Origin of the sequence: Massilia horti (genome assembly GCF_004614195.1) — a bacterium.
GTDB classification, from domain to species: Bacteria; Pseudomonadota; Gammaproteobacteria; order Burkholderiales; family Burkholderiaceae_D; genus Telluria; species Telluria horti.
The window spans coordinates 1-20,011 of sequence record NZ_SPUM01000013.1 but is presented as its reverse complement, the minus strand read 5'-3'; the positions used below and the strand labels follow the sequence as shown (position 1 = coordinate 20,011).

The following is a 20,011-nucleotide window of genomic DNA, read 5'->3' as shown; positions in this document are numbered from 1 at the left end:
CGCGCCGTTCGTTCGCACGGCACGGCGCGCATACGGGATTACACCGCGTCCGACAGCGACGTGAAATTAAAGTCGCGAACCTTCATCGACGGGATCATCATCGAGAAGCGCGACTCGTCGCCGCCGATCACCACCGGCTTGCCGATCTCCTCGATATTGTTGAGCATCGTGACCGGGCTCTCATTGAAGCGGAAGTTCTTGATCGGGTGCTTGATTTTGCCGTTCTCGATGTAGAAGGTGCCGTCACGCGTCAGGCCCGTGAGCAGCACCGACTGCGGATCGACCATGCGGATGTACCAGGTTCGCGTCACCAGCACGCCCTTCTTGGTGTTGGCGATCAGTTCTGCGGTCGACTTGTCGGTGCCGGCCATGATGATGTTGCCGCCGCGAGCCGTCGGGCGCACGCCCTTCTGCTTGGCCCAGAACAGCGAGTAGTCGAGCGCATTGATGCGTCCATCCTTGACCAGGTCGACGCGCTCGCGCGCCAGCATGTCGGCCCTGTCCCACGGGAGGACCGGCACGTCCTTGTCCCACGGGTCGGACCAGATGCTGACCTGCTCGTCGAACAGCTTATCGCCCAGACGGTTGGCGCCGCCCTTCTTGGACAGGAAGCTGCGGCCCTCGTCGGCGCGGCGCGCGTCGAAGCCCGAAAACATAAAGCCCAGCAGGTCGTTGGCGGCGGCCGGTTCCAGGATCACCGTGTAGCGGCCCGGCTCGAGCGCCTTGGCCTCGACCGAGCGCAGGGCCTTTTCGATCGCCACTTCGGCCGCTTCGCGCGCGTCGAACTTGGCCGCGTCGCGCGCCGAGCGCTTGACCCAGCCCGAACCCCGGCCGTCCTCGGTGCGAACGGTGCAGGTGTAGTCGAGCGAGGTCTGTTGCTGGTGCCCGAACACGCCGTTCGAATTGGCGACCGTCTCGAACGAGGTGCTGTCGGTGAGGAAGCCCGCCGCCACCAGGTGGTTCTTGCGGCACGCCTCGATGCTGTAAGCCGCGACCTGGGCGCGGTACTCCGGATCGATGTCGGCGGTGCGCTGCAGGAAGGTCTGCGACGTCTTGTATTCCTGCTTGCCCACGGCCGGCATGAACTCGGGGTTTTCCGGCGCCAGCCGCGCCAGGTCCTCGGCACGGCGCACGACCTTTTCCAGCGACTTGTCGTCGAATTCGTTGATGGTGGCCGTGCCCTGGCGTTTGCCAAAGGCGACCGTCACCGCGATCGACGTGTCGTCGGTCAGGCCGGCGGTCGACACCGCGTTGCGGGCGAAGCGGATATTGCCGTGGCGGCCGCCGTTAATGGTGACGACGCACTCGTCGGCCTTGGACAGGGAGAGCACGCGATCGGTGATGCGTTTGGTTTGTTCCTGGTTCAAGATACTCATCTAGCTGTTCCCCTGCCTTAGCCGATCTTGCGAGCGGTGTTGATCACGTTGATGCCATTGAAGCGCGCGGTGGAAGAACCGTGCGAAACGATGGAAATCTGCGGCGGCTGCCCCTTACCGTCGAAGAACGAGCCGCTCATGCGCCAGTCGCGCTTGTCGCACACTGCGGCGCAGGCGTTCCAGAACTCCTGGGTGTTCGACTGGTAGGCCACGTCTTCCAGCATCTGGCCGATCTTGCCGTCCTTGATTTCGTAGAAGAGCTGGCCGCCGAACTGGAAGTTGTAGCGCTGCTGGTCGATCGAGAACGAACCGTCCCCCACGATGTAGATGCCCTTCTTGATCCCCTTGACCATCTCGTCCGGCGTGAGCGATTTTTCGCCGGCCTGCAGCGACACGTTCGGCATGCGCTGGAACTGCACGCTGCTCCAGCTGTCGGCGTACGAGCAGCCGTGCGATTCCTTCTCGCCGATGATGTGCGCCTGGTCGCGCGTGGCCTGGTAGTTGACCAGGATGCCGTCCTTGATGATGTCCCAGCGCTTGCCCTGCACGCCTTCGTCGTCGTAGCCGACGCAGCCGAGCGAACCAGGAGTGGTCTTGTCGGCCACGATGTTCACGTTCGGCGAACCGTACTTGAATTTCTTGCTCTGCCACTTGTCGAGGGTGGCGAAGCTGGTGCCCGCGTAGTTAGCTTCGTAGCCGAGCACGCGATCGAGCTCGGTCGGGTGGCCCACCGATTCGTGGATGGTCAGGTACAGGTGCTCGGGCGAGAGCATCAGGTCGTATTTGCCCGGCTCGACCGACTTGGCGGTGAGCTTGGCCTTGGCGTCGCGGCCCGCCGCGCGCGCGTCCTCGATGATGTCGTAGGACTTGGTGTACAGGGTGGCGACGCCGCCGGCGGCCTTGATCTTGTGCTCGGGGCGCGCATCCAGGTATTCATAGCCCATGCCGACTGGCGCGCCCAGCGCGTTGCGCGAGCGGAACTTGCCGGTCGCCTTGTCCACCGCGGTTGCGGTAAACGGCGCCCACAGACGGTGGAAGTCCTGGTCGATGTAGGAACCGTCGGTCGAGGCGAAGTACTTCTGCTGGTTCACCTGGAACAGCATCGACTGCATGAAGCTCGCGCCGCCGTCCATGCCGGCCTTGTTCGCCGCCAGCAGCAGGTCGGCCTTCTCCTTGATCGGCACGGTGCGCCAATCCTTCTTGAACGGCGTGGCCCACGATACCTCACCCACACCCTTGACCGGCGCCAGCCGCACCGGCTCGGTCTGCAGCTTGGCGTTGGCCTTGGCGATCGCCACCGCCTGGCGCGCGGCGGCTGCGATGCCGTCCGGCGTCATATCGGACGTCGCGGCAAAGCCGTAGGCGCCACTTGCGATCACGCGCACGCCGATGCCGGCCGATTCGGTGTTGACCACGTTCTCGACGTGCAGGTCGCGCGTCATCACGTACTGGTTCAGGTAGCGGCCGATGCGCACGTCACAGTAGCTGGCGCCGGCCTTGGTGGCGGCGTTCAATGCGACGTCGGCCAGCACTTTTTTGGCGCTGGCCGACATGGTAGTGAGCAGTTCTTCGGCGGCGATTGCGCGGCCGAATACGGGAACCAGCATCGACCCGAAGGCCAGGCCGCTGATGTTGAGAAAGGTACGGCGTTCCATAGATGTCTCCTGAAATCAACCTGCGTCGAACTGCGGCGCGTAAGGCCGGGTCGGCTTATATGTATTTGTAAATACAGGACAATTTTTTTGACGGATGCGTCAAGTTGGAAAAGATAGCAGCAACGAAAGATTTTGAATAGGTAATCTTTGTTGAATCGGATATGTATGCCGCGCGTTTTCACAACAGGCATGTGCGAGGAATCGGCATGCCCCGATTTGGCTACTCGCGTCGGTTAACTTGACGACAACACCAACAGTCGCCGATGATCGGCACGCGGCCCGCACCTATCCCTGCCGCCATCCATTCAACAAGTGAGAAAGCGACCCATGAAACGACTGATCCTGGCCGCCCTTCTGGCCACCAGCCTTGGCGGCACCGCTGCCCATGCCGATGACGCACTAAAGGCGGCGATCGCCGGCAGCCACCGCGCGGCCGCCAACGCTGCGCGTGACGTGTACCGTCATCCGTACGAAACGCTGACCTTCTTCGGCATCAAGCCGAACATGACGGTAGTGGAACTGGTGCCGGAAGGCGGCTGGTACACGGAGATCCTGGCACCCTACCTGCGCGAGCACGGCAAACTGATTGGGGCCGGCCAGCCGGTCGAGAACCGCTACGGCATGATGTTCAAGAAGAAGCTCGAGTCCAACCCGGCGGTGTACGACAAGGTGTCGGTGGCCGTCTTCGATCCGCCGTCACGCTACGAGTTTGCGCAGCCGGGCAGCGTGGACATGGTGCTCACCTTCCGCAACGTGCACAACTGGGTGGAGCTTGGCGACGACAACGTGAAGACGGCGTTCAAGAAGATTTACGACAGTCTCAAGCCGGGCGGCGTGCTGGGCGTGACCGACCATCGCCTGCCGGAGTCGATGCCCCAGGACGCCAAGGCATCGAGCGGTTACGTGCACGAATCGTATGTGATCAAGATGGCCGAAAGCGCAGGCTTCAAGCTCGCGGCCAAATCGGAGATCAACGCCAACCCGAAGGACACCGCGAACCACAAGCAAGGCGTATGGGCGCTGCCGCCCACGCTGGCCAACCGCGACGAGGACCGCGCCAAGTACCTCGCGATCGGCGAGAGCGATCGCATGACGCTCAAGTTCGTCAAGCCTTGATCATTTGAGCGAATACCGTCGTCCCCGGGCTCGGCGCCGAGCCCGGGAACGACGTGCTAACTTCAGCGCAGAGGCGTAGGGTGCGCACCTGTGCGCACGCGGTCATCGCATGCGGACTTGCGGCTGCTGCTCTACCACGCTGCGTTCGCGAACCGCGTGCGCACAGGTGCGCACCCTACGAATGCTTAGTTCGCCTCTGCCGCCTTCTTCACGGGCACAAAACTCAGATCGTGGAAGTCATACGAGAAGTCGGTCTCGGTGGAGACGGCCTTCATCTTCATACGCTCGATCGAACCGTCCGGGTTCAACGCGAAGGTCACGTATGCGTCGGCGTTGAAGTTGCGCTCCTTCCAGCGCACGATGAAGGTATCGTGCTGGAAGTGCTCCAGCTCCCCGGTCAGGTCTGGCGTGCGTGAAAAACTCATCACCTGCTTGCCGCCCACGTGCTTGATGGTCGCGGTGCCGTACCACTGATCCTCGTAATCGCCGTCGTACTGTGCAAGCGGCAGCGACGGCTGCGACTTGGCGGCGCGCGTCGTGTCAGCCTTCTTCAGGCGCGCCTGCTCCTTCTCGTGCGCCTCTTTCTCGACGTCGGCGACGATCTTGATCCAATCGGTCGACCCCGCGCCCAGATACTGGTCGAGCAGGCGATACTGCAGCGCGGAGAGCGCACCGCCGCTTTCGGCATTGGTAAAGATCGCAATGCCCAGCTTCGCTTCCGGCACCAGCAGCACACGCGAATAGAAGCCCTGCAGCGCACCGCCGTGCATCGCCAGCAGCTTGCCCTGGTAGTCGCGCAGCTGGAACCCCAGGCCGTAGGCGCTGAAGTTCGGCTTGGTCGCGGCCATCGTCGGCTTGGGTTCCATGATCTTCATCGGCGTCTGGGCGCTCCACAACTCGCGCGACTGCTTGGCGCTGAACAGGCGCGCTTCCTTGCCGTTGGCATCGACGCCGATCTTGCCACCCGCGAGCAGCACGTTCATCCAGCGCGCGATGTCCTCGGCGTTGGTGTTGATGCCGACCGCGCCCACCGCGTTCGGCACCGGCATCGGCTTGACGACCGAGATCTTGCCGTTGATTTTGCTGTGCGGGCTCGATACGTCCGGATTACCCGCGTTTTCCGCCAGGCTGGTGGTGGTGGTCGTCATGCCAAGCGGCTGCAGGATGCGCTCGCGCACCGTCTCGCCCCAGCTCTTGCCGGACTTGGATGCGATGATTTTGCCGGCCACGATGTAGAGCAGGTTATCGTATGCGTAACTGCTGCGAAAGCTCGTGGCCGGGCGAATGTAGCGCAGCTTGTGGATGATCTCGTCGGTAGTGAACCCGGTGCTCGGCCACCACAGCAGGTCGCCCGCGCCCAGCCCAAGGCCGCTGCGGTGCGTGAGCAGGTCGCGTACCGTCATCTCGTGGGTGACGTAGGCGTCGTACATCTGGAAGTCCGGCAGGTGCTTGGTCACCGGGTCGTCCCACGCCAGCTTGCCTTCGTCGACCAGCATCGCCAGTGCGGCTGCGGTGAATGCCTTGGAGTTGGACGCGATCTCGAACAGCGTCTTGCCATCCACCTTGTCCGGCGCGCCCAGCTTGCGCACACCAAAACCGCGCGCCTCGAGCACTTGTCCATCCTTTACCACGGCAATCGCGATGCCGGGCACGTCGAAGGCCTTCATCACGCGCGTGACGTCGGCCTCGAGGTCGTACGCTGGTGCGACGGCCGGCGCGGATGCCGGAACCGCCGCCGGCTGCGCAAAGGCGCCAGCGGTGGAGAAAGCGATCAGGATTGCTGCTGCGATGCGGTTCATGGAGTGCATTCTTTCGTTGTCCTTTCTGTTATAGCCATCGGTCTTACCCAGACTGGCCGTGAGGGCTGCGGCGAGAATAGCACTTTCGGTTGGGCTGCAAAAGCAAAAAGCCCGGCGCCAAGCCACGTATGCATGCGAAAGGCACGACGCCAAACACGCGTGGGTCTGCTATGATCCGCCCTTTTCACCTGCCTCACTTCCCCATGGATGCCTTCCTCGTCTCCACCGGTATCGTGGCGCTTGCCGAGATCGGCGACAAGACCCAATTACTGGCCTTCCTGCTTGCGGCACGCTTCCGCCGTCCGCTGCCTATCGTGTGCGGCATCCTGGTCGCGACCCTGTTCAATCATGCCTTCGCCGCCGCGGTCGGCGCGCTGGTCAGCCATTTGCTGGGACCGGAGGTGATGCGCTGGGTGCTCGGCCTGTCCTTCATCGCGATGGCTGCCTGGATCATGGTGCCTGACGAAATCGATGAGGAGGAAACCAAGATGGCCAGGTTCGGTGTATTCCTCACCACGGTGATTGCGTTCTTCCTGGCCGAGATGGGCGACAAGACCCAGGTTGCGACGGTGGCGCTGGCAGCGCGTTATTCGTCCGTCGTGGCGGTGGTGGCGGGCACCACCTTCGGCATGCTGCTGGCGAACGTGCCGGCGGTGTACTTTGGCGGCCGCATCGCCAACAAAGTGCCGATCAAGCTGGTGCACGGCCTGGCGGCGCTGATTTTTGCGGTGCTCGGCATCGCGACGCTGCTCGGTGTGGGCGCGGGCCTCGGCTTCTGATTCACTTTTCAACAAAAACAAAATGAGACAAGCGATTTCCCTGATCACCGCCACGCTGATTGCCTGCGCGGCGGCGCCCTCCTTCGCGCAACCGGCTACCGCTCCGGCACCGGGGCAGCAGCAGCGCAAGTTTGAACCGCCGCCGCGCGTGCCGGCCGATATGGCAGCTTTTTTCAGCGGAGACTGGGCGGGCAAGGGACAGTTCGCGTCTGGCCGGCCGATCGAAGCGGATGTTAGCTTTCGCCTCGAACTCGATGGACAGTGGCTTGAATACCGCCACACGGACCGGGCACCGAACAGCTACAAGGCGCTGGGCATGTGGGGCTTTGACAGTACGACGCGCAAGCTGGTCATGACCGTCAACGACAACGGTGGCAGCGCACGTAGTTTTGACAGCGACGGCTGGAACGACGGCACGATCACGTTCTCGCGCACGATCTCGAGCGATCCCCTGCGCGAGGAGCGGTTTGTATTCGCAAAGCTGTCCGATAACAGCTGGCGCATGACGTACGAGGTGCACGCCGCGCCGCGCGAATGGCGCATGATCGATACGCTCGTATTCGAACGCGTCGCAAAATAACGCGGTTAGCAGCATAACCACCGTCGCCCCCGCGAAGGCGGGGGCCCATAGGCCGCGTGAAATGACGCTCAGCATGGGTTCCGGCCTCCGCGGGAACGACGGGGTGAATTTACCGTTTCCTGGCCGGCTTCGGCCCCGCGGCCTGCCTCACCCACACCGGCGCCGACCACAGGATGTTCCCGTCGTTCTGCGTCACCTTGGCGTAATAAAAATGCTCGCCCGGCGCGGGTGTGATGGTGGTAACGCCGGTCGCCGACAACTGGCTCACGCTGCCACCCCGTCCCGGTACGCCCTCCATCACCGCCACCGAGGCCACGCTCTTGCCGGTGCTGCTGGCGAAATGCACGGTGAGCGTCAGCGGTCCCTTATTGACGAAGCGTTCGCCCATGATGTGGCTGTTCGCGGTCAGCACCAGCTGCGAGTTCTTGTCCATTGTCGCAAACACGCGGCGCGCCTTCACCGCCTGCAGGAAGCTGGCCTGCGTGAGCGGCTTGTGCGCGGGGATCAGCACCGCCGTGCGGTTGGTGTAGGAGGCGCCCCAGTTGGCGCAGTGATTGTCCTGGTCGCTGGAGAATGCGACATGGTATCCCGCTTCCAGCAGCTTGTTACAGGCCATTTCGAAGTTGCTGCGCCGGGTCTCGGTTTCGCTGTCGTTGTTCGAAAACGCGGTGCTGTTCAACACTTCGCACAGGGCCATCACCTGGTCGCCGTCACGGGTGTAAGCAAGCGGGACGCCGTTCACGATGAATTGGCCGGTGATCGCCGGATGGTTGAACTGGCCGATCCAGCCGCGCTTCCTCATCAAGGTGTACAGCGCGGCGTAGTCGCTGCGCGGCGTGAGCGTGTCGGCCACGAGCTCGCCCTTGGCGTTCTTTTCCCAGCCGAGCAGCTCGGGGCTGTTGAAGATGTTCAGGTGGCCGCCGTTGTTGATCACCCCCCACTCCAGGCCGTAGATCGCCAAAAAGCCGTGGTGAGCCTTTGTAAAGCTGGCTGCCGTCGCGAGACCCGACTGGTAGCGGGCCTTGGCGGCGCCCACGTCGGCGTTGGGATTGGTGCCGTCCGAACCGTCGTACATGTGGTTGTGCTCGGACGTGAACAGCATGTCGAGTCCCTTTTCGCGCGCATAGGCGTAGGCCGCGTCGGGGCCGAACTTGCCGGTCTGCGGGTCCTGCGCGCCCTTGCAACTGGCCAGGTCACCGCCGCCGTCGCTGTGGTTGGTCTGGCTGTGCAGGTTGCCGAAGTAGACCGTGTATGGCAGCGATGCCGGCGCCGGCGCTATTTGCGACGTCCCCACATCGGCACGCTGGTCACGGCCGACCGGCATCGGCGCAAAGTGCGGCAGGTTCGGGGCGGCAGGCGCGCCGACTGAAATCTCCCACGACTGCTCGACCTCTTCCACCTCGCTTGTCGTCGGAGGCGGGCCGGCATCGCGGCTCACGGCACGCATGCGCACGCGGTAGATGCCGGGCGATCCGGCGCTGCGGCCGGACCAGTCCACCGGCACGCTGACCGGATCGCCACTCAGCGTGACCGATCCCTGCCAGCGCTCGACCACGCTGCCGGACGGCGCCAGCAGCTCCAGGTGCCAGTCGACCGTTTGCGGCCGCTGCAGGCCCGGGTATTCGAAATCGAGGGTGAAGGTGCGCGCTTCGGGCGACATTGCGCCGGTGCCGGCAGTAGCCGTGTAGGGCGCGTAAAGGGTGGCTTCGAACTCGCGGTGCTCAAGCGGTGCGGCAATGGCGGAGGCAATGCAGCAGGAGGCGGCCAGGCAGGCGAGGCGGTGGTAGGGGCGAGGTAAGGTATCCATGATGCAATTCTTGCAATTGCATCAATTGCCACTTTGACCCGCCGAGCCTCGCCAAGCTTCTAGCCTTGCGGAAAATTAATAAATAATTAATTTAGTGAAAAATAAATTCATTGGGGAAACATTTTTGACACCGCGTCGGACTGCGGCTCCTGCAATAGCAGCAAGGTGGCCTGAAACTGCGGGTCGGCTACGAAACGCCGCTGCATCGGCCGGTCGTGCAGCAGGTGCGACAGCGCCAGCAAGCCCATGCCCTGATGGCGCGTCATGAACGCGCGCACGACAGCAAAATCCTGCCCGTGCCCCAGGCGATCCGCGGTGTAGTCGACCGCATCATAAAAGCCGTAGCGGCACATCAAGTCCAACTGCGCCAAGCGCTGCAGGTTGGCGCAGGCCTGTTCCGGCTCAACCATCAGCGCCAGCATGGTGGCATACGGCGCGATCACCAGGTCATCGCCCTGTTCGCGCTTCAATCGTGCGCCGGGTACGCCAAACTCCCGGTACTGGTAATTGGACGAGGCGTCGATCGCGTTGTAGCAGGACTCCGATATGCCCCATGGGACTTCGTTCCTGCTCCCGTAATCGATCTGCGCACCGACGATTCCGCGGCAGGCCTGGTCGAGCAGCGTGTTGCGGTACGTCGGCATCACCAGCACCGGCATCAGGTACTCGGACATCGAGCCGCTGCGCGACAGCAGCATCTGCTCGCCTTTGATGGAGCACATCTGGCGCCCAAGCGCGAACCAGTGTTCCTGCGGGAGCTGCCCCTGCGCGATGGCGACGAAGCTGGCCAGCCGCGTTTCGGACGCGAGCAGGTCGCAGCTGGCAGCATCCAATCGGTGTTCGCCCACGTCATAGCCGGTCGCCAGCAGACGGGTGCCTGCGTCGTACAGCAAACCAAAGTCCATGACCGCGAACGCGCGTGCCTGCCCCGCGAGTTTCTCGATCTCGGATAGCCGTGCACGCGCCTCGGCGCGGCCCTCTGCCACCAGCTTTGCCAGCGCCTGGTGGCGCTCCACCTGCTCAGGCGCCGGGTCACCGGAAGGCATGTGGCCGAAACTGAAACCGGCCAGTTCGCGCAGGGTCGGGATGCGCGTCAGGCTCGCATCGAGCACGTATTCCTGCGCGACGTGCATCCACGGCGCGAGTGCGAACAGCTCGTCTCGCGCTGCCTGGCATTGGGCGGCCAGCTTGCCAGCCCAGCCGCGGATCTCGGGGTCCGCGCTTGGTGTCAGCGTCGCGACTATCGCCTCGGCCTTGATGCACGCGGCCTGGAGACAGTCGGCTTGTCCGGGCAGCGTATCCAGATTGCTGCAGCGCTCGGGAGAAAGCTGGTGCGCGAGCGCGGCCAGCGCCTCGCGCAGATCCTCTTCCCCGGCGCAGGCCTCGACCAGCACCTGCACAGTGGCGCAGATGCCTGCGAGCGACCGGGCCCCCGCGATCGGCTGATCAGCCAGTTGCGCCAGACCGCTCGCGAGCGTCAGCAAGTGCGCGGCCAGGTTGCCGCTGTCGGCCGAAGAAATGTACAGCGGCTGCAGCGGCTCAAGCGTTTGCGTGTCGTACCAGTTATAGAAGTGGCCGCGGTAACGCGCGAGCCCTGCCATCGTCGACAGCGTTGCGCGGCTGCGTGCGAGCAGGGTCGAGGTGGCGATGAATCCAAAATCCCAAGCGGTCAGGTTGGCCAGCAGCGCCATGCCGATATTGGTGGGCGAGGTGCGGTGCACGACAACGGCAGTTGGCTGCTCCTGCATCTGGTCCGGCGGGAGCCAGTTGTCCGCGGGGCCAAGGTGGGTTTCGAAAAAGCTCCAGGTCCGGCGCGCCAGCAGGTGCAGGAACTTCTTCTGGTCCGTGGACAGACGCGGCGCCTGCCGCGGGGCCGGCCGGCTGATCCACCACGCGACCACTGGCGCCAGAAACCACAGCAGCAGGAGCGGCGCCGCGGCGAACAGCGCGAGCGGATTGGCAAAGCTTAGCAGTGTGGCCGTGCCCACCGCCAGCACCGGTGAAAACCACATGTCGCACCAGTTACGCTCCATTTCGTTGGACGAGCGTGTCCGAACCGATGCCTTCCACTGCAGCAGGTGACGGCGCGAGACCAGCATTCGCCAGGCTGTGCGCGCGATGGCATCGACGCTATACCACGCCTCATGCGGCAGAAAGATCATGCCCAGCACCGCGCGGCAAAAGGCGATGCGAGCGCGCGGCATCGAGTCCGCCAGATGCGCGCGCCACGACACGTTCTCCGGCTTATCAAGCAGGCGGACCAAGGCGCCCGCGAAGGCGGGCAGGAAGAACACAACCAGCACCGCCGCGCTCCACAACGCCGGTCCGGTCAGCAGCGCCCAGCAGCACAGCAGCAGTGCGGTAAGGCTGGGCGCCACCAGGCTGCGGCGCAGGTTGTCGAACAGCTTCCAGCGCGCGAACGGCGACAGCGGATTCGGTTCGCGCCCTCCGCCCGCCGCAGGCACCTTCGAACGCAGCCAGGGCGCCAACTGCCAGTCGCCGCGGATCCAGCGGCAACGGCGGCTCGCGTCGTCGCCGTAGCTTGCCGGGCAAGGCTCGTATAACTGGTCGTCGCTGAGCAGGCCGGCGCGCACGTAGCCCCCTGCCAGCTGGTCGGTTGACAGCACGTTGTCCGGCAGGCGCTGGTCGAGCACGCGCTCGAAAGTGTCGACCTCGTAGATTCCCTTGCCGGCGAAGGTCCCTTCCCCAAACAGGTCCTGGTACAAATCCGACACGCCCGGTTCTGCGCAAAACAGGCGCTCGTAGCGCGACGCGTTTTCGGATACTTGCTGCGACAAGACGCGCGGCTGCAGAATGCCGTAGCCTTCGATGACCCGGCCGGACGCGGGATCGAGCACCGGCTGGTTGAGCGGATGCGCCATCGCGGCCACAAACTTGCGCGCTGCGTCGCGCGGCAGCCGGGTGTCGGCATCGAGCGTGATCACGTAGCGGACGTTGGCAAGGCCTTCGGTGCCGCCGACAACAACCGCGAACCGGTCGCGCGCACCACCGCGTAGAAAAAGGTTGAAGTCGGCCAGCTGGCCCTGCTTGCGCTCGCGGCCAATCCAGGCCTGCTCGCTTTCGTTCCACGTACGCGGCCGGTGCAGCAGCAGGAACGGTTCGAAGCGCACCATGACCTGTCCGGGTTCGCCCTCTTCATTTTGTGCGTCGATCTGGTGCGCGTGGCCGTACCGGGCGTTGAGCAGCTCGATCGCGACACGCGCCTGCTCCACCAGTTCAGCATCGCCGAACATCTCCTGCTGCGGCGCATCGGCCAGGTCGGTGAGCAGGCAAAAGCGCAGGTTGCGGCGGGCTCCGCCGCGCTCGCGGTTGGCGAGGTAGTGCACTTCCAGCGCCTCGCACAGCGCGGCCACGTTGTCACTGCTTGCAAGAAGCGACGGCACTACCACGATGCTTTGGCAGTCAGCCGGAATGCCGCAGCTGAAATCCATGCGCGGCAGCGGCTTTGGCGTCACCAGCCGGGTGACGATGGCGTTCACCAGCGCCAGCGCAAGCTGGCTGGAGCAGATGGCGGCCAGCACTGCCAGCAGCACCAGCAGGCCGCCCTCTGCCCCTCCGTGCTGCGCGATGGCCACGACGGCGGCGCTGAGCAAAACGGTGAAGAGGCCAATGGCGCCAAGGTAGGCCGGCAGCGGTGCGACGCGGCGCAGGCGCGCGAGCGCCCTGCTGCGCGGCTGGAGCCGCCGCCCGAGCAGTGGCAAACCGGGCCCGATCAGGTAATAGCCGATGTGGCGCAGGCGCAGGTCAAGGCCTCCTTCGGTCGGCGACCGGGGCTCGCCGGCGAGCGCCAGCGCTTCGGCTGCGACCTCCGGCTCGGTATGGCCGCACTGGCGCGCCAGGCGCTCGACAACGTGCCGGTAATGGTCGCGGGTAGAGAAATCCATGCGAGCGTACGTGCCGGCCGGGTCCAGCCGCAGGGTTTGCTCGACCGCGCTCATGGTCTCGACAAATTGGCGCCAGTCGGTGGCGCCGAGCAGGCGCAAGCTCTTGACGCTGTTGCTGATCGATGCAAGGTCCGCGTCTTGGGCCGCCATGTCGGCCTGCACCTGCTGTTCGATTGTGCTGCCCGCGTCCTTCAGGCGCATGGCAACCCACTCCAGCGCTTGCGGCAGCACGCCGGACTGGCCCTGCAGCCGGTGCGCCAGTTCAGCGATGAAGCTTGATCCCATCGGCTGCACGGCGCGCTCCATGTCGGCCACCTCCAGGATCAGGTCCCCGGGGCGGCTCTCCGCGACGGCGGCCATCCGGCCGGCCCAGGCGCTGGCCAGGTCACGCTGCGCGCAGCCATCTTCCAGGCGCGCCGACAGACGGCGCAGGTTTTCGATCAGCACCAGGCGCAGCATGATCGGGATTGCCCGCAGCTCGCCGAGCGTGAGCGGCGCAACCTCCTGGTAGGCCTCGATCAAGCGCACCAGGCCTTCTCGCTCGAAGCGGCCATCGCCATGTGCGATCACCTCCAGCGCCAACTGATACACGCGCGGCATGCCAGCCGGATCGGCAAGGCGCGGCAGCCGGCGGCTGTAAGCCTTCGGCAAAGAGCGAGGCGCGGTGCGGACCTGCTCTTCGATCAGGTGGATGTTATCGAGCAGGCATTCGTCCGCAGGCGTCAGGCGGCCGCCGGCGTTGGCCGAATGGGTCAGGCGCGTAGTGGCGCGCGCGACCACAGCGGCATTGTCGGCCAGTCGGGCCAGCATGCGATCGGGGCCGCCTTGCGCGCCAGCTTTGTGCTGCTTTGCTAACTGGCGGCCATGGACCGCCATCTGGTCGACGCCAAGCAGTTCCGCGCGCAGCGGCGCCGCGTCCGCAACTCTACTTAACCTGGGGTGATTGAGGCCGTGCCTCGGGCGCTGCGTGCTTCGTTCGACTTTCAACAGATTCCTCAATCATGGCGTGCGCTGCCCACCTCGGATTCGCACGTCGGCGATGGGTCGGGCCAGGAAGGAATTTCGAGCGCGCACGGCTGCAGCCATGCTAAGAGGGTATCGAAGACGTGACTGTGCGCTAGCGAACACAGCCACGATAGAAGCGCCGGCGCACGGCCGGCGCACGGGGTCAGGCGGCCAGTGCCAGGCCGCCCGCCAGATGCCACGCCTGCGCATAACCGGCCTGGCGCAGGCACTGCGCCGCTTTGGCGCTGCGGTTGCCGCTACGGCAGAAGAACACCAGCGGGCGCGGCTCGCCGCGCAGCCAGTACGGCAGCCTGCCGGCCAGTTGCGAGAGCGGCACGTTCACCGCCCCCTTGTTCCATAACCTCGGCTCGCCTGCCGCATGCTCGGGCGCCTCGCGCACATCGAGCAGCAATGCGTCCGGATGGGCAGCAAGGAAGGCGGACAAGGCCTGCCCGTCAAGGTGCATGTCGCCCTCCGGCACCGCCGGAGCGAAGGTCGTGCATGGCACGGCGTCGCCCAGGACCGCGGCGCACAGCACGGTGGCCGGGCCAACCAGTGCGCGAATCTCCCTCACCGCCGCCGGGCCGAACGCGAAGCGCACCGCGGACGCATGCAGTTCACGACCGGTTGCGGTGCCCAGCAGGTAGGCCGCATGGCGGCCGTCGCTGGAGGGCACCCGCGCGAGCACATGGCTGCCGAAAGAGAGCGCCGGCGCCGTGCTGCCGTCCGCCAGCACCACTTGCTGTTCGCCGGCGAACCAGTCCTCCCCAAGACAACCGAATTCGGTGGCCCACGCAGCACATGCGTCTTGCGCGCCGGCGTCGCTGGCGAGGACCGCCGCCATGCGGTAGCCTTCGCGCCGCACCAGCGCCGCGACCCGGTCGACCAGCGCAATCGGCGGGTCGATGGCCACGCAGGTGCTGCTGGCCTCGTCGAATACCAGCCAGCCGCAACTGTCCTCAAAGCCCAGCTGCAGCAGGCCGATCCCGTCTTCGCCCGGCGCCAGCTGCGGCGCGCGCAGCGCCTTGCCGCATGCAAGGATGCGCTCGCAGGAAGCTTCGATGAACGCATCGTTCACCAGCGGTCCGAACGACAGGCGCACTGCGGCCGCGCTGCGGGTGGCAGGCAGGCCCATCGCCTCGAGCACGTAGCTGGGCGCCGCTTTGGACGCCGAGCAGGCCGAGCCCGCGGAGACGCGCACGCCGGCGGCATCGAACAGATCGAGCAGGTCCTTGCTCGACAGCCGCGGCACGGAGAAGTTAATGGTGGTTGGCAGCGCATGCGCGAACGGCGCGTTAAAGACGATGCCGGGGAAAGTCTCGCGCAGCGCCTGCGCCAGCCGCTCGCGCAATCCCAGCAGCTCGGCATGGCTGCGGAAGGTGCCGCCCTCTTCCAGCGCCTGCAGCACAGCGCCCAGCGCGGCGATGCCGGCCATGTTCTCGGTGCCCGAGCGCTGCCCGGACTCCTGCCCGCCGCCGCAGATCAGCGGCGTGTACGGCGCGCCGGTGCGCACATACAGCATGCCGATGCCCTTCGGGGCATGCAGCTTGTGGCCGGAGAATGGCGCGTAGTCGATGCGGGTGGCGTCAAGATTGAGCGGCAGCTTGCCGAGTGCCTGCACGCAGTCGACCATCCACAGCGCGCCGCTTCCGGTCTCGCGCAGCACGCGCGCGATCCCTTCAAGGTCGGAAATCACGCCGGTCTCGTTGTTGGCCGCCATGGTGCACACGAACACCGCGCGCGGCGCGAGCTCGCGCAGCACGTCGAGCCGGTGGCGGCCGTCGCCGTCGACGGGCAGCGCCTGCAGGGTGAAGCCGGTGCCCAGCAGCCGGTTCCAGTGCGCCAGCGCTTCGGGCACGGCCTTGTGCTCGGTCGCGCCATACAGCAGCAGGTCGCCGCACGGCTCGCCCGCGGCCTTGCGCGCGCGCGCCGCGCACAGCGCCGACAGCACCGCGGTCTGGATGCCCTCGGTGGCGCCGCTGGTGAACATCAGCCGGCCGTCGCCAGCGCCAAGTACCCGACGCGCCCGCGCACGCGTCGCCTCCAGCATCGCCTTGGCCCGCAGGCCGGTGGCGTGGCTGCTGCTCGGGTTGCCGAAGCTCGCCCGCATTGCGTCCAGCGCGGCATCGGCGGCGGCTGGCAAAACGTCCGAGGTGGCGTTGGCGTCTAGATAAATGTCCGTGTTCATGAAAAAATTACCAAAAATCTAAGAATCGAGTGGAAACGTGTTATTGTTAAGCAATATGTTACGGAGCCAAGCAGAAGAAGATGTGCTAAATTTCCTGCTAGTTCGAGAAAAACGAGGATGTGCATTCTCATAACCAAGAAAACGAGAAATGAACTCACTTGACAAGTTTGATTGCGCGATTTTGGCGGCCCTCCAGGCCGACGCGACACTCTCGATTTCGGCCCTGAGCGAAAAAGTCGGCCTGTCCAGCACGCCATGCTGGAAACGCGTCAAGCGGCTGGAAGAAGAGGGGTACATCGAAAGCCGGGTCAGCATCGTCAACCGCAACAAGGTCGGCCTGCCGGTCACCGTCTTCGTCTCGGTGCGCACCAGCGAGCACGACGAAAAATGGCTGGAGCGCTTCGCCTCGTCCGTGATGGCGCTGCCCGAGGTGCTCGAGTTCCACCGGATGAGCGGCGACGTCGACTACCTGCTCAAGGTGGTCACCACCGACATCGAAGGCTACGACCGCTTCTACAAAAAGCTGATCAAGACCGCGCGCCTGACGGGCGTGTCGTCCGCGTTCTCGATGGAGCAGATCAAGTGCAGCACCGCGCTCCCGCTCGAACTGCTGTCGCACGGCCTGACCGCCTGAACCCAACCATTCGCACACGAATCGTGCGATGATGGCGCCCGTTCGAAAACAAGGAGACAAGGGTATGCCATCGACAATCAACGCCACGCCACTGGCGCTGGCCGCGCTGCTGTTCGCCTCGAACGCGCTCGCCGCCGACGAAACCGTAGTGAAGATCGGGGTGTCCGGACCGCTGTCCGGCGCCAACGCTTTTGCCGGCAAAGACAACGAGAACGGCGTGCGCCTGGCGATCGAAGACCTCAACGCGCAGAAGATCAAGGCCGGCGGCAAGCCGCTGCGCTTCGAGCTGGTTTCGGAAGACGACCAGGGCGACCCCAAGCAGGGCGTGACCGTGGCGCAGAAATTCGCCGACGCCGGCGTCAAGTTCGTGATCGGGCCGTACAACTCGGGCGTGGCGATTCCCGCTTCGCGCGTCTACAGCGACAACGGCATCCTGATGTCGACCGTCGGCACCAATCCCAAGATCACCCAGAACGGCTACCCCACGGTGTTTCGCATCGTCGCCAGCGACAGCCAGGTCGGCGGCTCGGTGGCGTCCTACGCCGCCAAGGAACTCAAGCTCAAGAACGTCGGCGTGATCGACGACCGCACCGCGTTCGGCCAGGGCATTGCGGCCGAATTCAAGCGCCAGGCCAAGGCCGCGGGCATGAACGTGGCCGGCCATGAGTTCACTACCGACAAAGCGACCGACTTCGCCGCCATCCTCACCGCGCTCAAGGCGCGCAAGGTGGACGCGATCTTCTTCGGCGGTTACGCCCCGCAGGCAGCGCCCATGGCGCGCCAGATGAAGCAGCTGGGCCTGAACGTGCCGCTGCTCGGCGGCGACACCTTGTGCAGCCCGGAGATGGCCAAGCTTGGCGGCGACGCCGTGGGCGAAAACGTGCGCTGTGCGCAGGCTGGCGCGATCCTCGCCAAACAGACCGATGGCCCGGCATTCCAGGCCAAGTACAAGCAGCGCTTCAAGCGCGAACCGGACGTGTACGCGCCGTCGTTCTACGACCAGACCATGTTCATCGGCCAGGCGATCAAGACCGCCAACTCGTCTGACGCGCAGGCGGTGAACAAGGTGCTGCATACAGCCACGCATGAAGGCGTGGTCGGCACCTACTCGTACGACGCGGCGGGCAACCTGAAAAAGACCTCGGTCACGGTCTACACCTTCAAGAACGGCGCGCTTGTGCCGCTGGCCAGCTACTGATTCAAGGAGCACACGATGAAACCTTCGTTCACGCGTGGCCTGATTGCCGCGGCAGTGATGATCGCCTGCGCCCCCGCCGGCGCTGCCGACATCGCGGTACCGGCGCCGGCAACCGCCACCGCTGCGCCCGCAAGCGAGCAAGGCAAGCGCCTCAATGCGCTGGCCGACGAATACTATGATGCGCTGGCGCGCTTCAACCCTGTCAACGCCAGCGAAAACGGCGACAACCGCTTCGCCGACCAGATCGGCATGTCGATCTCGCCAAGCGTGCGCGCCAAGCAGTTCGCGAAATACCACGACTTCCAAAAGCGCCTGCACGCGATCAGCCGCGACAAGCTCAATCAGCGCGACCAGACCAGCTACGACATCCTCGCGTGGGAACTCGCGATTGCCCTGCGCCTGGAACCCTTCCCCGAGCACCTGCTGCCGCTGAACCAGATGGACAGCATGCCGGTCACGCTGGCCAACTACTCGAGTGGCCAGGGCGCGCAGCCTTTGACCACGGTGCGCGACTACAAGGCCTACCTGAACCGCATTACGCAGCTCGGCCCGTGGATCGACCAGGCGATCGCCAACATGCGCGAAGGGATGAAACGCGGCGTGGTGCAGCCGAAGGCGATCATGCTGTCGGCGCTGCCGCAATACCGCAAGCTGGTGGCCGCCAAGGCGCAGGACAGCATCTTCTACACGCCGATCAAGGACATGCCGGCCAAGTTCGGCAACGCCGACAAGCAGGTACTGACCGATGGATACCGGCGCGCGATCGAAACCGGGCTGAATCCTGCGCTGCAGCGGCTGGTGACCTTCATCGAAAAGGAATACCTGCCGGCCTGCCGCACCAGCACTGGCCTCTCCGCGCTGCCCAATGGGATGGACTGGTACCTCGCGCGCGTGGCGGAACAAACCACCACGGACCTGAAACCGGAGCAGATCCACCAGATCGGCCTGAAGGAAGTGGCGCGCATCCAGGGTGAGTACGCGCGCATCGGCCCAAAAATGGGCTACAACGGCCCGGCCGCCGGGCTGCCGACGTGGGTGCTGCAGCAGCCCAAGTACAAGCCGTTCAAGACCGACAAGGAAGTCATCGACGTCTACCGCAAGCTGGACGAAAAGCTCAAGCAGAAGCTGCCGCAGCTGTTCTCGCTGCGCCCCAAGACGCCGCTCGACCTGCGCCTGGAGCCTGAACTGTCGCGCGCTACGGCGTCTGACCACTACACCGCGCCGGCAACTGACGGCACGCGGCCGGGCGTGTTCTGGTCGGTGGTGAACGATCCGAAGGAATACGGCAGCACCGGCATGGTCACGCTGTTCCTGCATGAAGGGCAGCCGGGCCACCACTTCCACATCGCGCTGATGCAGGAGCTGAACCTGCCGAACTTCCGCAAGTTCGGCGGCAACAACGCCTTTACTGAAGGCTGGGCGCTGTATGCCGAGACGCTGGGCAAGGAGATGGGCCTGTTCGACAAGCCCGAGGATTATTTTGGCCACCTGAACGACGAGATGCTGCGTGCCGTGCGGCTGGTGGTCGACACCGGCATGCACGCCAAGGGCTGGACGCGCGAGCAGTCGATCCAGTACATGCGCGAGACGCTGGGCTATCCAGAGTCGCTGGCGAAAAGCGAAACCGAACGCTACATGGCGTGGCCGGGGCAGGCGCTGGGCTACAAGATTGGGTCGCTGAAGATCCAGGAACTGCGGCACCGCGCGGAGAGCGCGTTGGGGAACAAGTTCAGCCTGCCGAAGTTCCATGAGATCGTGCTGGGAGAAGGCACGCTGCCGCTGTCGCTTCTGGCAGCCAAAGTCGATCGCTGGATCGCGGCGAACAAGTAAGCGTGTGTGCGGGCCGGCGGTGACTGCAGATGCGCATCGTAGGGTGCGCACCTGTGCGCACGCGGTTCGCGAAGGCTGCGTAGTGAAGCAGCAGCCGCAAGTCAGCATGCGGTGACCGCGTGCGCACAGGTGCGCACCC

General features: G+C 64.9%; 12 protein-coding genes. 6 read left to right on the top strand and 6 right to left on the bottom strand.

Annotated elements, in window-relative coordinates; translation table 11 throughout:
• Window positions 1-38 precede the first annotated feature (38 nt).
• Both E4O92_RS02365 and E4O92_RS02360 read right to left on the bottom strand, forming a co-directional pair.
• Entirely contained in the window at window positions 39-1,376 is a 1,338-nt protein-coding gene (locus tag E4O92_RS02365; protein WP_135188147.1) for a TldD/PmbA family protein, read from the bottom strand.
• Window positions 1,377-1,393: 17 nt separating this feature from the next.
• Window positions 1,394-3,031, bottom strand: coding sequence for a TldD/PmbA family protein (locus tag E4O92_RS02360; RefSeq protein WP_135188146.1), 1,638 nt, complete (start codon window positions 3,029-3,031; stop codon window positions 1,394-1,396).
• A 327-nt stretch (window positions 3,032-3,358) separates the two neighbouring features.
• Between E4O92_RS02360 and E4O92_RS02355 the strand changes: the two genes are divergently transcribed.
• The gene (locus E4O92_RS02355) at window positions 3,359-4,147 is read left to right on the top strand and encodes a class I SAM-dependent methyltransferase (protein WP_135188145.1); all 789 of its coding nucleotides are present in this window, start codon (window positions 3,359-3,361) and stop codon (window positions 4,145-4,147) included.
• Between the two features lie 185 nt (window positions 4,148-4,332).
• Here the strand turns inward: E4O92_RS02355 and E4O92_RS02350 are convergent, their stop codons facing one another.
• The gene (locus tag E4O92_RS02350) at window positions 4,333-5,955 is read right to left on the bottom strand and encodes a serine hydrolase (RefSeq protein ID WP_135188144.1); all 1,623 of its coding nucleotides are present in this window, start codon (window positions 5,953-5,955) and stop codon (window positions 4,333-4,335) included.
• Window positions 5,956-6,149: 194 nt separating this feature from the next.
• Here E4O92_RS02350 and E4O92_RS02345 point away from each other — a divergent pair, with 194 nt between their 5' ends.
• Window positions 6,150-6,725, top strand: coding sequence for a TMEM165/GDT1 family protein (locus E4O92_RS02345; protein ID WP_135188143.1), 576 nt, complete (start codon window positions 6,150-6,152; stop codon window positions 6,723-6,725).
• A 22-nt stretch (window positions 6,726-6,747) separates the two neighbouring features.
• Window positions 6,748-7,305 carry an invasion associated locus B family protein gene (locus E4O92_RS02340; RefSeq protein ID WP_135188142.1) on the top strand — a complete coding sequence of 186 codons (558 nt, stop codon included), beginning with the start codon at window positions 6,748-6,750 and terminating at the stop codon, window positions 7,303-7,305.
• Between the two features lie 109 nt (window positions 7,306-7,414).
• Here E4O92_RS02340 and E4O92_RS02335 read toward each other — a convergent pair whose 3' ends face one another.
• The 3 genes from E4O92_RS02335 to E4O92_RS02325 all read right to left on the bottom strand — a co-directional run bounded on the left by E4O92_RS02335 (window position 7,415) and on the right by E4O92_RS02325 (window position 16,210).
• Window positions 7,415-9,112, bottom strand: coding sequence for a CehA/McbA family metallohydrolase (locus E4O92_RS02335; protein ID WP_167759673.1), 1,698 nt, complete (start codon window positions 9,110-9,112; stop codon window positions 7,415-7,417).
• A gap of 107 nt (window positions 9,113-9,219) precedes the next feature.
• Window positions 9,220-14,004, bottom strand: coding sequence for a glucoamylase family protein (locus E4O92_RS02330; protein ID WP_135188141.1), 4,785 nt, complete (start codon window positions 14,002-14,004; stop codon window positions 9,220-9,222).
• A 181-nt stretch (window positions 14,005-14,185) separates the two neighbouring features.
• Window positions 14,186-16,210, bottom strand: a complete 2,025-nt coding sequence (locus E4O92_RS02325) for an aminotransferase class V-fold PLP-dependent enzyme (protein WP_135188140.1) — start codon at window positions 16,208-16,210, stop codon at window positions 14,186-14,188.
• Between the two features lie 148 nt (window positions 16,211-16,358).
• Here E4O92_RS02325 and E4O92_RS02320 point away from each other — a divergent pair, with 148 nt between their 5' ends.
• From E4O92_RS02320 to E4O92_RS02310, 3 genes are all read left to right on the top strand, one after another.
• Window positions 16,359-16,844 (top strand): Lrp/AsnC family transcriptional regulator, encoded by a 486-nt coding sequence (locus E4O92_RS02320; protein ID WP_135188139.1) that lies wholly within the window; start codon window positions 16,359-16,361, stop codon window positions 16,842-16,844.
• Window positions 16,845-16,908: 64 nt separating this feature from the next.
• The gene (locus E4O92_RS02315; RefSeq protein WP_135188138.1) at window positions 16,909-18,042 is read left to right on the top strand and encodes a branched-chain amino acid ABC transporter substrate-binding protein; all 1,134 of its coding nucleotides are present in this window, start codon (window positions 16,909-16,911) and stop codon (window positions 18,040-18,042) included.
• Between the two features lie 15 nt (window positions 18,043-18,057).
• Window positions 18,058-19,872, top strand: coding sequence for a DUF885 domain-containing protein (locus E4O92_RS02310; RefSeq protein WP_135188137.1), 1,815 nt, complete (start codon window positions 18,058-18,060; stop codon window positions 19,870-19,872).
• Window positions 19,873-20,011: the final 139 nt, after the last annotated feature.

Excerpts from the sequence above, each read along its gene's own strand:
- E4O92_RS02345 (WP_135188143.1), top strand. The coding sequence starts at position 6,150 with ATGGATGCCTTCCTCGTCTCCACCGGTATCGTGGCGCTTGCCGAGATC.
- E4O92_RS02355 (WP_135188145.1), top strand. The coding sequence starts at position 3,359 with ATGAAACGACTGATCCTGGCCGCCCTTCTGGCCACCAGCCTTGGCGGC.
- E4O92_RS02335 (WP_167759673.1), bottom strand. The coding sequence starts at position 9,112 with ATGGATACCTTACCTCGCCCCTACCACCGCCTCGCCTGCCTGGCCGCC.
- E4O92_RS02365 (WP_135188147.1), bottom strand. The coding sequence starts at position 1,376 with ATGAGTATCTTGAACCAGGAACAAACCAAACGCATCACCGATCGCGTG.
- E4O92_RS02315 (WP_135188138.1), top strand. The coding sequence starts at position 16,909 with ATGCCATCGACAATCAACGCCACGCCACTGGCGCTGGCCGCGCTGCTG.
- E4O92_RS02360 (WP_135188146.1), bottom strand. The coding sequence starts at position 3,031 with ATGGAACGCCGTACCTTTCTCAACATCAGCGGCCTGGCCTTCGGGTCG.
- E4O92_RS02350 (WP_135188144.1), bottom strand. The coding sequence starts at position 5,955 with ATGCACTCCATGAACCGCATCGCAGCAGCAATCCTGATCGCTTTCTCC.
- E4O92_RS02325 (WP_135188140.1), bottom strand. The coding sequence starts at position 16,210 with ATGAACACGGACATTTATCTAGACGCCAACGCCACCTCGGACGTTTTG.
- E4O92_RS02310 (WP_135188137.1), top strand. The coding sequence starts at position 18,058 with ATGAAACCTTCGTTCACGCGTGGCCTGATTGCCGCGGCAGTGATGATC.
- E4O92_RS02340 (WP_135188142.1), top strand. The coding sequence starts at position 6,748 with ATGAGACAAGCGATTTCCCTGATCACCGCCACGCTGATTGCCTGCGCG.
- E4O92_RS02320 (WP_135188139.1), top strand. The coding sequence starts at position 16,359 with ATGAACTCACTTGACAAGTTTGATTGCGCGATTTTGGCGGCCCTCCAG.